Source organism: Mammaliicoccus sciuri (assembly GCF_002901825.1).
In the GTDB taxonomy this organism is placed as follows: Bacteria; Bacillota; Bacilli; order Staphylococcales; family Staphylococcaceae; genus Mammaliicoccus; species Mammaliicoccus sciuri.
This window is the reverse complement of sequence record NZ_PPQD01000018.1, coordinates 259230-273671: the sequence shown is the minus strand read 5'-3', so window position 1 is coordinate 273671 and position 14442 is coordinate 259230. Positions and strand designations below refer to the sequence as shown.

The following is a 14442-nucleotide window of genomic DNA, read 5'->3' as shown; positions in this document are numbered from 1 at the left end:
AGACACCAACATGAATTCAATTTTAGGATTTTTTGTAGATGTATTTAGTCAACCAGCTATACTCGTAGCGCTTATCGCGTTAATCGGTTTAATTGTACAAAAGAAATCAGCAGCAGACATTACGTCAGGCACAATTAAAACGATACTCGGCTTCCTAGTCTTAAGTGCTGGGGCAGGCGTCGTAACAAATTCACTAGAACCATTTGGGAAAATGTTTCAAGAAGCATTTGGTGTTCAAGGCGTCGTGCCAAATAACGAAGCCATTATATCAATTGCGCTGAAAGATTATGGTACAACAGCAGCATTAATTATGATGTTCGGTATGCTAGTTAATATCTTTATAGCAAGATTTACAAACTTGAAATACATTTTCTTAACAGGGCATCATACATTTTACATGGCAGCGTTTCTAGCGATTCTTCTAACTGTTGGTAACATTACAGGTACGATGACAGTTGTCATTGGATCCATTATTTTAGGATTGATTATGGCTGTATTACCTGCACTTGGTCAATCTACAATGAAGAAAATTACAGGTTCTGATCAAGTAGCAATTGGTCACTTTGGAACAGTTAGTTATTGGGCAGCAGGAGAAGTTGGTAAATTATTTTCTGGGAAATCAAAATCAACAGAAGATATTAACTTCCCTAAAGGATTGAGTTTCTTAAGAGAAAGTACAATTAGTATCTCACTAACAATGATTGTTCTATATATCATAGCAGCTTTATTTGCAGGTCCAAGTTTCGTTCATTCTGAATTAAGTGATGGCACTAACTTTATTGTCTTCTCTGTTATTCAAGGCGTGACATTTGCTGCAGGTGTGTTTATCATTTTAACAGGTGTTAGACTGATCTTAGCTGAAATTGTACCAGCATTTAAAGGTATTTCTGAAAAGCTTGTACCAAATACGAAACCAGCATTAGACTGTCCTATCGTATTTCCTTATGCACAAAATGCAGTATTAATTGGATTCTTTGTAAGTTTCATTACAGGTGTCATCGGTATGTTTATTATGTTCTTAATTGGTGGCGTCGTTATATTACCAGGCGTTGTCCCACACTTCTTCTTAGGTGCAACAGCAGGTGTGTTCGGTAATGCAAGAGGTGGTATTAAAGGTGCAATCGCAGGTTCAGCGTTAAATGGTATCTTAGTAACATTCTTACCATTATTACTATTACCATTCATGGGTGATTTAGGCGCAGCATCCACTACATTCTCAGACACAGACTTCTTAGCAGTCGGAATTGTAGTCGGTTATATCGCGAAATTCCTAGGAATCGCAGGTGTTATTGCAATCATTGTTATCATTGGAGCAGTTGCTGTATTATTACAACAACGTTCAAATAAAAAACTATCCGAAGAAAAGTAGAAAAAGGCTTAGGATATATTAGGAAAAACTGAACTTATTAAATTAAGTTCAGTTTTTTCGTGTACTGGGAGTTAAAGGGGGGATAAACTCACAGCTAACAAAAAATTTCTATTTCATACCATTTCTATAAGCATTAAATTGGCATGTTATTTTCTGATGGTGGTATAGTGTTATTTCATAAGGAGGAGTTATTGAAAATGAACAAAAAATATGAACCTTTATTTAAATCTTTAAAATTGCCGAATGGTGTGGAAGTTAAGAATAGATTTGTGCTTGCGCCATTAACACATATTTCATCAAATGAAGATGGTACAATTTCTGATATTGAAATCCCATATATAGAAAAACGTTCTCAAGATGTAGGTATTTCTATTACTGCTGCGAGTTATGTTGAACCGCTTGGCCAAGCTTTTCCTGGACAGCCTTCTGTATCTAAAGAAGCGGATCTTGCTGGGCTTAAGAAACAAGCTGAAGTTATGAAGAAAAATGGTGCGAAAGCTTTAATTCAAATCCATCATGGTGGTGCGATGTCATTACCTGGATTAACGCCAACTGGTGAAGCAGCTGCTCCTAGTGAAGTTGAAGTGAAGGGCTTCGGACAACAAGAAACACATGTTGCGAGAGCATTAACTGTAGAAGAAATTGAACATACTATTGAATCTTTTGCTAACGCTACTAAAATAGCAATCGATGCTGGCTTTGACGGTGTTGAAATTCATGGTGCTAACCATTATTTAATTCATCAATTCTTCTCACCTTATTACAACAGAAGAGATGATGAATGGGGCGAACATCTGAAATATCCTTTAGCAGTTATTGATGCTGTGCTTAAAGTTGTACGTGAACATGCAACACCTGACTTTATCGTAGGCTATCGCTTCTCTCCTGAAGAAGTAGAATCTCCAGGTATTTCTATGGAATTAACAGAACAACTTGTTAAGACTTTATCTGAAAAACCACTTGATTACTTACATGTGTCATTAATGGATATTCATTCAACAACAAGAGAAGGTCAATATAAAGGTGAAGAACGTATTAAATTATTATTAGAATGGATAAATGGTCGCGTGCCATTAATAGGAATTGGTTCAATCTTTACTGCTGATGATGCATTATCAGCATTTGAAACGGGTGCACCACTCATTGCACTTGGTAGAGAATTATTACTTGATTACCAATTCGTATCAAAAATCGAACAAGGAAAAGAAGACGAAATCGTTTCTGTGTTCGATCCTGAAAGAGAAGATAAACATGATTTACCAGACCCATTATGGAAACAGTTTGTAGCAGGTTTCTACCCATTACCAAGAACTGATCAAGAAACTTCTCAAACTATATAATCCATAATTATATATATAGTTTTGATAAGCTGGGGCATTAATTTGCCTCAGCTTTTTATGTATTCTGAACATATATTTTTGGTGTGTTAAACTTGAAACAATAATTGAAAAAATCGAATGAGGTGTTCAATGTGAATCAAGATGGTCTTAAGAGACAAGTTGCTTATGAAGCGGTTAACGATATACAAGATGGTATGACGATAGGAATTGGTACAGGTTCAACTATGCGTTATGCAATAGAGAAGATAGGTGAGCGTGTTAAAAATGGTCTTCAAATTAAAGGTGTACCAACATCTGAAGATACTGCTGAATTAGCACGTATTCATCATATTCCGCTTACTGATTTTTCAGAAGTGACTCATTTAGATTTGGTTATAGATGGTGCTGATGAAGTTGATGAAAATCTTCAATTGATTAAAGGTGGTGGTGGTGCACTACTACGTGAAAAGATTGTTGCGAATGCAACGGATAAATTCATTGTGATTGTAGATGAAACGAAATACGTTAAGACATTAGGTAAGTTTAAGTTACCAGTAGAAGTTGTGCCTTTTGGATGGGAAATCACAGCACGTGCAATAGAAAGTTTAGGTTGCCAAGCGACATTACGAATGAAAGATTCAAATGTATATATGACGGACAACGATCATTACATATTAGATTGTGAGTTTGAAGAGATTCATAAACCAGAACAATTAAATCAAGATTTAATTTCTATTATTGGCGTTGTAGAGACCGGATTATTTATCAATATGACGAAAAAAGTATTCATGAGTCGTTCTGAAACGCAAAGTGTCATTAAAATCGAGAATTAATAATGAGTTCATAGAAGTTAATAAACAGTTAATGGTTTATTGATGTCATAGGGCATAAACTTAACATATCAACTAAAGAGGAGATGTGTTAAATGAACTTAACTAAAACAACATTTGGAGCATTTGCATTAACAACAACAATATTATTAGGTGCATGTGGTAATAATGACATGCATAAAGATGATAAGATGGATACTAAAACTGAAATGAAAGATAAAGACATGAGTAAAGAAAACATGAAAGACATGGAGATGTCTGGTATGTTTGAATCTATGAATGGTGAAAAAGTAGAAGGTAAAGCAATGATTAAAGATGGTAAATTAATGCTATCAGATTTCAAATCATCAAAAGGACCTGACTTACATGTTTATTTAACTAAAGATGGCGATGTTAAAAACGGTATGAAAATTGATAAAGTAGACTACGATAAGATGGAACAAACATTTGATTTAAAAGACATGGACACGTCTAAATATAATGAAGTGACAATTTATTGTGATAAAGCACATGTTGAATTTGGTAGTGCTAAATTAAAATAAATACGTTTCACTAAGGGGGAATTCAGTAATTCTGAGTTTCCCTTAAACTTTATAGAAGGAGAAAGCATGTCATGACAAAGATATGTACATTCATATGTTTAATCATACGCGTTTATAGTGGCTATTTAATCTATATGCAAGGTTATGAAAAATTAACTGGTGGTTTCAGTTTACAAGGATTAACGCAAGTAATCGCTCAGAATCAAGATTCTCCAATGTGGTACAAGTGGTTCTTTGAGCATATTATTGCACCTTATACTACTTTATGGGAATGGGTTATTCCTTTAGGTGAAATATTTTTAGGATTAGCTTTAATTATCGGATTTCTGGAGTATTACGCAGCACTTTTTGGTATATTTATAATGATAAATTACATTTTAGCAGATATGATTTTTACGTATCCACTGCAACTTGTTGGTTTTATATTAATTGTATTAAATATCAGAAGTTTACGTAAATTATCAGCAGCTGCTATTGTTAAGAAGTTTATGAAGAAGGAAGCGGGATAGAGATTATGGCGCATATATTAATTGTAGATGACGAACAAGATATTCTAGATATTTGTAAGACTTACTTTGAATATGAAGGGCATCAAGTTGTGACAGCATCTGATGGACAACAAGCCATTCATCAGTTGAATGACACAATTGATTTAATGATATTAGATATTATGATGCCTAAAAAAAACGGTTATGATGTCGTAAAAGAAATGAAAACACAAGAACTAGACATTCCGTTTATCTATTTAACAGCTAAGACGCAAGAACACGATACGCTTTATGCATTGACGTTAGGTGCAGACGATTATATAAAGAAACCATTCAGCCCACGTGAACTCGTGCTAAGAGCGCATAACTTATTAAATCGTACACAAAAGTATCATAAACAAGATTACTTAACATTCGGATCTTTACAATTATGTAAACAAGAAAAAATCATTAAAGTAAATGATCAAGAAGTATCATTGAGAGTAAAAGAATTTGATTTACTTTGGTATTTAGCAGATCACGAGAAAATGGTTATTTCTAAATCAGAACTACTCGAAAAAGTATGGGGATACGACTATTACGAAGATGCCAACACAGTAAATGTACATATACGTCGTATAAGAGAAAAGTTAGAACAGCATCAATATGATGAATATGTTATTAAAACCGTTTGGGGATTAGGTTATAAATTTGAAAGGGCGAAATAAATGCTTACAATTCGAACACAAATTATCACTGCATTTATCAGTAGCATTGTATTAACGACAATTATTCTAGCAATTGCATATAAATGGATGTGGTTTGATGCACATACAACATTACTTTTGACGATTAGCGCGATCATTTCAAGTTGTTTAACGACAGTTATTTGTATGTTGTTTATTAATCCATTAGTTAAACGGATTAGACTGTTGAATAAGCAAACAAAATTAATAGCCAATAGACAATATAGTGAAACAGCTATAAAAATAGATAGTCCGAAAGAAATGAAAGAGTTAAGTGAAGCCTTTAAGACTATGGCTCGTAATATTGAAGCGCAAATACAACAAGTTCAATATGAACAACAAGAAAAAAGTGAAATGGTACAAAATTTAACACATGACTTAAAGACACCATTATCGAGTATTGCGTCCTATGCAGAAGGTTTAAAAGAGGGGATTATCAATCAATCAGATGAACAACAAAAAGCATATAGTGTCCTAATTAAACAATCTCAAAGAATTTCTATGATGTTTGATGAGCTGACTAGTGTGATGGAAATTAGTCATGATCACAAACATAATTATCCATTAGAAACGATTTATTTAGATAAACTCTTTGTGACACTTTTACAATCTTATGAACAACAAATAGTTAGTGAAAATCGCACGATAGACGTTAATTTATGTGAAGATATTACTTACTTCAAACAATATAAAGTACCATTAGAACGTATACTCATGAATATTTTAGATAATGCATTTAAATATACACAACTTGGCTCGAGGATTGAAATTAAAGTTACGAAAGAAGACAGTGATATATGCATTGCTGTTTCCGATGATGGTCCAGGTATCGCCGAGCAACATTTACATCGTATATTTGACCGAACTTATCGTGTTGAAGCATCTAGAAACAAAGATACGGGTGGATCAGGTTTAGGTTTATATATTGCGAAGAATTTGGCTGAACAAATGGATGGTCAGCTAAAGGTAGAAAGTAAAGAGGACGTCGGTACAACATTTTATTTAACAGTACCTATGAAATAACTTAAACAAGAATCCCCAATTCATCATTCTGAATTGGGGGTTCTTATTTGAATTTATGATGTCACTTCACCTAATAAATGAAGCCATTTCTTAATAATTTCACTTTGTGCATATTTTTGTGATTCTGTCATACAGTTGTCTCGGAATGTTTTTTGCAGGTCAGGATTATTTAAATAAGACTTAACGGTTTCATAAAGTTTGTCTTCATCATTTCTAGGCACAAGATAACCATTTTTACCATTAACTATCAGTTCGCTAGGTCCATAGGGAATATCATAACTGATTGCAGGTAACCCATTTGATAAAGATTCTAGTAATGCCAACGAAAATCCTTCCATATTACTTGTAATCATGCTTGCATGAAAATGATGCATTTCATTAGTAATGTTAGGTATAAATCCACGGAATTTAATATGTTTTTCTAAATTTAATGAATCAGTTAATTCTTTTAGTTTTTTCAATTCGCCACCAAATCCAAATAAATGCAGTTCAATTTCGTCGAAATCGTCTTTCAGTTTATTGACGAGTCGAATTTGATGATCAAGTTGTTTCTCAGGAGCATATCGTGCAATGGACATTAATTTCAGAGGACCATCAGGCACAACAGGTGTAAAATTCGGTTCTTTTTGTTGAGCATATCCAACTGGAATATTGAAGACAGGTATTTTCGATTGAATACGTTTCTCTACATCTTTCTTTTGTTGAACAGTTGATACTAAAATACCAGAAAAACGGTCTAAATGATTAAAGACACAGTTATAAATATTTTTAATATCTGAACCTTCAATATCATTGTTGTTTTTCACATGTGTACTATGTAATACAGAAATAACCGGCACTTTTTTGTCTGTGATTAAAAATGGTGGAGAAGTGATGGCTGTCTTATCGCTAAAGAACAAGTCACCGTCTTTGTATAACTGTTCATAGAAGAATGCTGTTAGTTCATTTGTATTATCAAATGTATAATCTTTAGCGTTATAATCAAAGAGCATTATTCGAGTGACAACTTCTTTTTCTTGATATGGATCGAAGTAAACTTCAAGCTTTATTTTTCCACTCGGTGTTAAATACGTATCACATACAGGCATTTCTTTAGTACGCATATATCTAACCCGACTTAAGAAGCCTCTAGAATCATAATATTCTCGTTTCATTTTTACATTTCTCGTATCAAAGTAGTTAACATAGTCTAATAATTTATAGTCCGAATCACGGAAACTTGCATATATAATTCTTATACCATTTTGATAAACTCTTAAATCATTTGTATTAGGTACATATTTAATCTCATAATTAAGGTCATCTTCCCAAAATGCTATCCAGTCTCTAACCGTATTAATTTGAACGTTGATCGATTCCTGGAAAAAATCATACATTGAAAAGACTTGTTTACTTACGCCGAATGTATGGGCATTTTTATGTAAACTTGAATTCCAAGCTAACGTGATAATTTTAGCTTCCAAGTTGAAATCATTAAATAATTTTAGCCTGTTCATGACAGACTTTTCAATACCTGTTATTTTATGATTGATATTATTTACAATAAAATAGTTCACTTTGAAATCACCTACAAAATAAAATTTTATATACATATAATATACGTCATTTTTCTTGGTAATGTTAGTATAGTTTGTTAAAAATTTACAAACAGTTCGATTTTAAAGAAACTATAAACCGCTATTAGTTCGAAATTTTTGTTATAATAAATGAAATACATTTATTTATAAAAATAATCTGTTAATTTATTGAAATGAGGATAAATAAATGAGTATGAAACAAATATTCGAAGATAATGAGCCGATTTTTCAAAATCAAGCGAAGTATGTGACCTTGAAGTCATGTTTGCTCATTATAATATGTATGGGTACATATACATCGATTGCGTTAGCTAGCAATTGGTTCATTGTATTTATAGGATGTTTATTATTTAGCCTGTTATTTTATTTAATACATAGATTCCAATTACAACTCATTAAATTGGAACCTTTAAAGAAAACAGACATCATTTATACCATTAGTACATTAGGTATCGCACTTATCATGTATTGGTCTGTATCAGCAGTAATAGGACAACCACAAAATCAAATGGAAGTATATAAAGATTTAAACACATTACCTCTATACATCTCTATTATTATATTTGTGATACTAGGACCATTTTTCGAAGAACTTATATTTCGAGGTTTCATTCTAAAAGGGGTGTTTAAAGGACATCTATTAATAGGATATATCATATCTAGCGTACTATTTGGATTGTTACATGGACCATCAAGTATAGGTGAGTTTATCATTTACTTTGGATTAGGATTATTATTTGGTGCACTTTATTTAAAGACCAACCGATTAGAAGTAACCATAGTAGCGCATGGATTAAATAATTTCATACATATTCTTATATATTTGGTGTTTTTTAATTAGATATCGTGCGCTAAGGCACAAAATAGGGGTGTATCGCACGAAGACTGAGAGATATCGTGCGCTAAGGCACAAAATAAGGGTGTATCGCACGAAGACTGAGAGATATCGTGCGCTCCTCATTTTATACAAAAAATAAAGCTGGAGACATCTGTTGTTAAAGATGTCTCCAGCTTTTTCTATATGATTAAATTTACTGTACGGTTTCGGTCATTTTAGATGTTAAATCTAATATGGATGTTTGATTGAGTGTATCAATAATTTGTTGATCCACTTGTTTGTAAACATCATCTAATGCAGACTGTATATTTTGACCGATGATACAATCTGGATTTGTGTCTTGATGAATTTTAGCGAAATGCTCTTCATCTTGAATAAGTTTATAAACTTCGCCTAATAAGATTTGATCTGCTGATTGAGCGAGTCGATAGCCAGATTTACCTTGTTGGCTTTCGATTAAGTTACCATTTCTTAAATATTTACATATTTTTCTTACAAGTGTAGGGTTACTATTAATGCTACCTGCTATAAATTTACTGGATATAGGTTCTTTATTAACAGATAATAATGATAATATATGAATTGCTACTGATATTTGTGTATTCACGCTTTTCACCTCTTAGATTCCTTATTTATTATAACTTTGAGAGATGAGAATTGCGATAGTAAATGCGAATTATTTTGATAATACTGAAATTCTTTCTTGGATATGGTTACCTTCAGTTGCTTCATCTACTAAGGCAATGGCGTAATCAGCATAGCTTATTTTACTTTCACCTTTATCATTTAAAGTGAAGACTTCCCCAGCTAAAATGTATTCTCCAGTTCTTTCTCCATCAGCTATGAATTCTGCTGCAGGACTTATAAATGTCCAGCGTACGTCATCTCTTTTACGAAGGTCTACAAGTGCTTTTCCTTGAGCTTTTGCAAGTGGTTTAAATACTTCTGGAAAATCAGGTGTATCGAATAGTTGATTTTCTAATTGATCATCAACGAATAAACTACCAGCGCCTCCGATAATGATTAATCGTGTGTTTGTGTTTGATAAAATATCACTTAAATGTTGAATAGAGTCTTGGTGTAAATGAAGTTTATCTTCTCTAATTTCACCGAAAGCATCTACAACAACATCGAATTGTGTTAAGTCTTCAGTTGTTAAATCAAAAATATCTTTAATAATAGATTGTGTTGCCACTGTTTTATTTTCGTTACGAACGATGGCTGTTACATCTAATCCTCTGTTAATGGCTTCTTCTGTAATGAGTTTACCTGCTTTACCGTTTGCTGCTATAACACCTATTTTCATTTTACATAACCTCTTTCTTGTATTTATTTTAGATACAAGTTGAGTATAATATGTATATCTGGTTTTGTCAAAGGTTTTGTGTATAAAAAAACTGCTATGTGGAAATCCACATAGCAGATGTTTATTTATATCTTACCACCAGTTGTTAGCTTGACGGAAAGCAATTGCAGCTTCGATTGAACCGTAACGTTCTTTAGCATAGTTTATCATGCCTTTAGTTTGTTCAGCGACACTACCTGTACCCCAAGATTCTTTAGTTTGACCAAGACCTCTGTAGCCAAGTTCATTTACGGCATTTGGGTTACCACTAGATTCAGGCATTACGATGTTATCCCATAATGCTTTTGTACCGCCAGCAGCGATAAACTCTTTATATACTTCACTTGTATTAGATGAATCAGTTGATTCTGTAGTTTGAGTTGCTTGAGTCGGTTGAGCGACTTGTGTAGTTGTATAGTTATAGTTTGTATTTTGATTAGAGTAGTTTGTATATTCACTTGCATCTGCTTGAGCGCCAAATCCTGAAGCAATAATCCCTGCTGCAGCTGTTGTTGCAAATAATAATTTCTTCATAAATAAATTTCCTCCATGAGCTATATAAAGCATTTATATATTTTGTATCTTTATTACTTCATACACTCTAACATCATTTTTGATATCATAGGTTACAGGAGAATAAAAATAAAATTTCTTTTATGACAGTCAGATTAAAAAGATAATAGGTATATGACAAGTTGTAATTTGAAACGTTTACAGTAACTTTATAGAAATAGAGGTGTATTATTATGGAAAGAATTAAGCTTAAGATGATTAGAAATCATTTAGATAACATACCTGAATATGAATTACCAGAAGGCTACTCAATTAGAATGTTTGAAGAAGGGGACGAACGTCTTTGGGCAGAAGTTGAAACTGCTGCAGGGGAATTTTCAAATATAGATGAAGCATTGCAAAGGTTTCATAAAGAATTTGGCTCTCATATAGAAGAAATGAAATATAGATGTTTATTTATTGAGAATAATTCAGGTGACGTAATAGGGACGACAACAGCATGGTTCGGTCAATTACCTTTAACAGACTCACATATAGGTAGAATACATTTCGTAGCCATTAAACCGGAATATCAAGGTAAGAAATTATCAAAGCCATTATTAAGTGTAGCACTTAACAAAATAATTGAGCTTGGTCATAAAGAAGTGTATTTAACGACACAAACAACCAGTTATCCAGCTATTAATATGTATTTAAATTATGGTTTCGAACCATATGACCCAGACAACTCGGATCAAAAAGGTTGGTTGATGATGGAAGATATATTAAATAGGAAGTTAAACGTATAAAAAATGCCCCTATACCATTATTCCCATGGTATAGGGGCATTTTATAAAAGATGGATTATTTATCTTTCTTAGAATCTTTCGTCCATTCTTTTACTTTATCTTGGTTATCATCTACCCATTTTTCTGCAGCTTTCTTAGGAGATGTACCTTCTTGGATATCTAACATAACAGATTCCATGTCTTTAGTAGTCCAATTGAAGTTATCTAAAGTTTCATATGCTTTAGGGCTGTCTTTTTTCAAGTCTTTACGAGCCATTGTATTAATGTGCTCAGCTTTACCAAATGAGCCTTTAGGGTCTTTCAAGTATTTCAAGTCATATTTTTGGAATTTCCAGTGTGGTGACCAACCAGTTACAACGATGTCGTCACCTTTTTTCATAGCTTGACCTAATGTTGTAGCCATTGCACCTGATGAAGAAGTTTCAACTTTCCATCCATCTAAGTTATAATCTTTAACTGCTTTTTCAGATGCTTTTACAACACCAGCACCTGGTTCGATACCAACGATTTTCTTACCAGCTTGGTCTTTCAAGTCAGAAATTGAATCGCCATCGAAATCTTTATTTACAACAAGTCCGATTTTAGCCCCTTTAAGGTTTGGACCTAAGTCATCAAGATTTTTCTTATGTTTTTTGTATAAATCTCCGTGTGTACCTGGTAACCAAGCACTAACCATTGCATCTGTTTCACCAGAAGCAACTGATTCCCACATTACGGCATTATCTAAAGGTGTGATTTCAACATTGTAACCTTCATCTTCTAAAACTTTTTGCATAACATGTGTTGAAGCAATTTCTGAATCCCATTCAACGTAAGATAAGTTAATATCTTTTTTACCTAAGTCTCCATCTTCACTTGAGCCACCATTGCCACATGCTGCTAACACTAGTGCTAAAGAAAGCATAAGTACGAGTACACGCCATTTGTTCTTCATAAGTAATTCCTCCTAGATTATTTGTTTTTAGATGATTGTGTAAAGCGGTCGATGATAATAGCAAGGATAACGATACTTAAACCTGCTACGAAACCTGAACCGACTTCTGCACGTTGTAGAGAACTTAACACATCTCTACCTAATCCCGGTGCACCAATCATTGATGCTATTACAACCATTGATAAAGCTAACATTACAGTTTGGTTTACACCTGCCATGATAGATGCTTTAGCAAGAGGGAGTTGTACTTTAATTAATTTTTGCATGGATGTTGTACCAAATGAATCACTTGCTTCTATTAATTCAGCAGATATTTGTCTAATACCTAAGTTTGTTAAACGTATTGTTGGTGGAGTTGCAAATATAATAGATGCGAATACACCTGGAACCATACCAATTCCGAAGAATGCGACTGCTGGAATTAAATATACGAATGCTGGCATTGTTTGCATAAAGTCTAAAATAGGTTTCATAACTGCTTGGAAACGATCGCTTCTAGACATTAAAATACCGAGCGGAACACCGATAATAACAGATAGCAAACTACTGATAATAACAAGTGTCATCGTGTTCAGTAATTGATCCCATAAATCTTGGTTATAAATGAAGAATAAACCAATACCTACTAAAATAGGGGCAACAATTTTCTTATTCATAACAAAGTAAGCAAGAACCATGATGATAATGATAAAGACAAACGGATGTAACAACTCTAGTAATGAAATGATAAGTTGCATAAAGTCACCAAGATACGTCTTAATCGGTTCAAAAATAAAACTAAAAGTTTCTGTTAACCATTCTACAAATGCGTTAGCCCAATCTGAAACAGGTAAAATAGGCAACATATTAAGCATGATTCATCACCTCATTTCCCTGTGCTAATACATCGAATACATCTTGGAAATTAAGTTTCCCGACAATTTTATTGTCTTTCTTAATCCAAAGTTCGTGTGTGCCAGATTTGAAGTGAGGGAATGTTTGATAAAGTAGCGACTCGGCATCTATAAATGACATGCCATCTACTAATTCAACATTCTCAACTTTCTCCATAATATGTTTAACTTTTAATACTTTAGAACGATCAATATCTTTAACAAAGTCTTTAACGTAGTCGTCACCAGGATTAATAACAATCTCTTCCGGTGTACCAACTTGAGCGATTTCGCCATCTTTCATTAAAGCAATTCTATCACCAATATGAAGGGCTTCATCTAAATCATGTGTAATAAATATGATTGTTTTTTGCATGTCTTGTTGTAGTTGTAAAAGCTCATTCTGCATTTCTTTACGAATCAGTGGATCTAATGCTGAGAAGGCTTCATCCATTAATAAAATATCTGTGTCATTAGCAAGTGCTCTTGCTAAACCTACACGTTGCTGCATACCACCAGATAATTGTTTTGGTAATTGATCTTTATATCCCGCTAGACCAACTAAATTTAAAGCATCTTCTGCTTTTTTTAAACGCTCTTTTTTTGAAACGTTTTTAATTTCTAAGCCAAATGCGACATTCTCAACAACTGTTTTGAAGGGAAATAATGCGAAACTTTGGAATACCATACTTAAATTCTCACGTCTAAAGTTACGTAAGTCTTCTTTATTTAACGAAGAAATGTTCTTATCGTTAATTAAGATATCTCCATCAGTTGGATCAATTAAACGATTAATCAAACGAATCAGTGTTGATTTACCGCTCCCGGAAAGACCCATTACAACAAATATCTCTCCATCTTCAATTGTGAAATTTGCATTTTTGACAGCTACTGTCGAACCAGTTTCCTTAAGGATTTCTTCTTTCGTTTTATCATCCTGTAAAAGTGACTTAACCTGGTCATTGTAATTGCCGAATACTTTAGTAACGTCTTTGATTTGTATATTACTCAAAATAACCAGTCCTTATCGATTTATTGACTTCTATAACGCTATCATACGAAATTTTAATAGTCAAATTGATATCGCACAATATTTTAACATTAAGGGTATAATTCTTATGATTAAATTTTACAGTTTTGCATTTAATTTTAAAAAATAAATAATAACAATTGTTCCTATAATGAATACAAAGTAAGCGCTTACTTAAATAGAAAATATCGAGAATCTTCATATTTAAATTAGCGCTTTAAAATTTCTAGAATTACAGAAAAAATTTTT

The 14442-nt window shown here is 33.0% G+C and carries 16 protein-coding genes; 9 read left to right on the top strand and 7 right to left on the bottom strand.

What is annotated here, in order from left to right; all coding sequences use genetic code 11:
• Positions 1–10: 10 nt before the first annotated feature.
• The 7 genes from CD035_RS05850 (at position 11) to CD035_RS05820 (ending at position 6296) form a co-directional block, all read left to right on the top strand.
• Positions 11–1369 carry a PTS ascorbate transporter subunit IIC gene (locus CD035_RS05850; protein ID WP_048541652.1) on the top strand — a complete coding sequence of 453 codons (1359 nt, stop codon included), beginning with the start codon at positions 11–13 and terminating at the stop codon, positions 1367–1369.
• A 197-nt stretch (positions 1370–1566) separates the two neighbouring features.
• On the top strand, positions 1567–2709 hold the full coding sequence (locus CD035_RS05845) for an NADH-dependent flavin oxidoreductase (RefSeq protein WP_048541654.1): 1143 nt from the start codon (positions 1567–1569) through the stop codon (positions 2707–2709).
• A 131-nt stretch (positions 2710–2840) separates the two neighbouring features.
• On the top strand, positions 2841–3521 hold the full coding sequence (rpiA, locus tag CD035_RS05840; RefSeq protein WP_080964679.1) for a ribose-5-phosphate isomerase RpiA: 681 nt from the start codon (positions 2841–2843) through the stop codon (positions 3519–3521).
• Between the two features lie 92 nt (positions 3522–3613).
• A complete protein-coding gene (locus tag CD035_RS05835; RefSeq protein WP_048541656.1) occupies positions 3614–4060 on the top strand; it encodes a DM13 domain-containing protein in 447 nt (148 codons plus the stop codon).
• 71 nt (positions 4061–4131) lie between these two features.
• Positions 4132–4569: a DoxX family protein gene (locus CD035_RS05830; protein WP_048541657.1), complete on the top strand. Its 438-nt coding sequence runs from the start codon at positions 4132–4134 to the stop codon at positions 4567–4569.
• 5 nt (positions 4570–4574) lie between these two features.
• Positions 4575–5255: a response regulator transcription factor gene (locus CD035_RS05825; protein WP_048541659.1), complete on the top strand. Its 681-nt coding sequence runs from the start codon at positions 4575–4577 to the stop codon at positions 5253–5255.
• Positions 5256–6296 (top strand): HAMP domain-containing sensor histidine kinase, encoded by a 1041-nt coding sequence (locus CD035_RS05820; RefSeq protein ID WP_048541661.1) that lies wholly within the window; start codon positions 5256–5258, stop codon positions 6294–6296.
• Between the two features lie 53 nt (positions 6297–6349).
• Here CD035_RS05820 and CD035_RS05815 read toward each other — a convergent pair whose 3' ends face one another.
• Complete coding sequence (locus CD035_RS05815) at positions 6350–7852, bottom strand: glycosyltransferase (protein WP_048541663.1); 1503 nt, start codon at positions 7850–7852, stop codon at positions 6350–6352.
• Positions 7853–8060: 208 nt separating this feature from the next.
• On the opposite strand from CD035_RS05815, the gene CD035_RS05810 reads away from it, so the two are divergent.
• Positions 8061–8714 (top strand): CPBP family intramembrane glutamic endopeptidase, encoded by a 654-nt coding sequence (locus tag CD035_RS05810; protein ID WP_048541665.1) that lies wholly within the window; start codon positions 8061–8063, stop codon positions 8712–8714.
• A 190-nt stretch (positions 8715–8904) separates the two neighbouring features.
• Here CD035_RS05810 and CD035_RS05805 read toward each other — a convergent pair whose 3' ends face one another.
• The 3 genes from CD035_RS05805 to CD035_RS05795 all read right to left on the bottom strand — a co-directional run bounded on the left by CD035_RS05805 (position 8905) and on the right by CD035_RS05795 (position 10590).
• Positions 8905–9318 carry an Rrf2 family transcriptional regulator gene (locus CD035_RS05805; protein WP_048541667.1) on the bottom strand — a complete coding sequence of 138 codons (414 nt, stop codon included), beginning with the start codon at positions 9316–9318 and terminating at the stop codon, positions 8905–8907.
• A gap of 69 nt (positions 9319–9387) precedes the next feature.
• On the bottom strand, positions 9388–10017 hold the full coding sequence (locus CD035_RS05800) for an NAD(P)-dependent oxidoreductase (RefSeq protein ID WP_048541669.1): 630 nt from the start codon (positions 10015–10017) through the stop codon (positions 9388–9390).
• Between the two features lie 132 nt (positions 10018–10149).
• Complete coding sequence (locus tag CD035_RS05795) at positions 10150–10590, bottom strand: aggregation-promoting factor C-terminal-like domain-containing protein (protein WP_048541671.1); 441 nt, start codon at positions 10588–10590, stop codon at positions 10150–10152.
• A gap of 212 nt (positions 10591–10802) precedes the next feature.
• On the opposite strand from CD035_RS05795, the gene CD035_RS05790 reads away from it, so the two are divergent.
• A complete protein-coding gene (locus tag CD035_RS05790) occupies positions 10803–11357 on the top strand; it encodes a GNAT family N-acetyltransferase (RefSeq protein ID WP_048541672.1) in 555 nt (184 codons plus the stop codon).
• Between the two features lie 55 nt (positions 11358–11412).
• Here CD035_RS05790 and CD035_RS05785 read toward each other — a convergent pair whose 3' ends face one another.
• Genes CD035_RS05785 through CD035_RS05775 form a run of 3 tightly spaced genes read right to left on the bottom strand, consistent with a single transcriptional unit; the run spans position 11413 to position 14175 of the window.
• The gene (locus CD035_RS05785) at positions 11413–12291 is read right to left on the bottom strand and encodes a glycine betaine ABC transporter substrate-binding protein (RefSeq protein WP_048541674.1); all 879 of its coding nucleotides are present in this window, start codon (positions 12289–12291) and stop codon (positions 11413–11415) included.
• Positions 12292–12308: 17 nt separating this feature from the next.
• Positions 12309–13145, bottom strand: coding sequence for an ABC transporter permease (locus CD035_RS05780; RefSeq protein ID WP_048541676.1), 837 nt, complete (start codon positions 13143–13145; stop codon positions 12309–12311).
• A complete protein-coding gene (locus CD035_RS05775) occupies positions 13138–14175 on the bottom strand; it encodes a quaternary amine ABC transporter ATP-binding protein (protein ID WP_048541678.1) in 1038 nt (345 codons plus the stop codon). The genes CD035_RS05780 and CD035_RS05775 overlap by 8 nt, the downstream gene beginning before the upstream one ends.
• Between the last annotated feature and the right edge of the window lie 267 nt (positions 14176–14442).

Bases quoted from the DNA above. Each gene is read 5' to 3' on its own strand.
- CD035_RS05850 (WP_048541652.1), top strand. From the start codon at position 11: ATGAATTCAATTTTAGGATTTTTTGTAGATGTATTTAGTCAACCAGCT.
- CD035_RS05845 (WP_048541654.1), top strand. From the start codon at position 1,567: ATGAACAAAAAATATGAACCTTTATTTAAATCTTTAAAATTGCCGAAT.
- CD035_RS05835 (WP_048541656.1), top strand. From the start codon at position 3,614: ATGAACTTAACTAAAACAACATTTGGAGCATTTGCATTAACAACAACA.
- CD035_RS05830 (WP_048541657.1), top strand. From the start codon at position 4,132: ATGACAAAGATATGTACATTCATATGTTTAATCATACGCGTTTATAGT.
- CD035_RS05825 (WP_048541659.1), top strand. From the start codon at position 4,575: ATGGCGCATATATTAATTGTAGATGACGAACAAGATATTCTAGATATT.
- CD035_RS05820 (WP_048541661.1), top strand. From the start codon at position 5,256: ATGCTTACAATTCGAACACAAATTATCACTGCATTTATCAGTAGCATT.
- CD035_RS05810 (WP_048541665.1), top strand. From the start codon at position 8,061: ATGAGTATGAAACAAATATTCGAAGATAATGAGCCGATTTTTCAAAAT.
- CD035_RS05800 (WP_048541669.1), bottom strand. From the start codon at position 10,017: ATGAAAATAGGTGTTATAGCAGCAAACGGTAAAGCAGGTAAACTCATT.
- CD035_RS05795 (WP_048541671.1), bottom strand. From the start codon at position 10,590: ATGAAGAAATTATTATTTGCAACAACAGCTGCAGCAGGGATTATTGCT.
- CD035_RS05790 (WP_048541672.1), top strand. From the start codon at position 10,803: ATGGAAAGAATTAAGCTTAAGATGATTAGAAATCATTTAGATAACATA.
- CD035_RS05785 (WP_048541674.1), bottom strand. From the start codon at position 12,291: ATGAAGAACAAATGGCGTGTACTCGTACTTATGCTTTCTTTAGCACTA.
- CD035_RS05780 (WP_048541676.1), bottom strand. From the start codon at position 13,145: ATGCTTAATATGTTGCCTATTTTACCTGTTTCAGATTGGGCTAACGCA.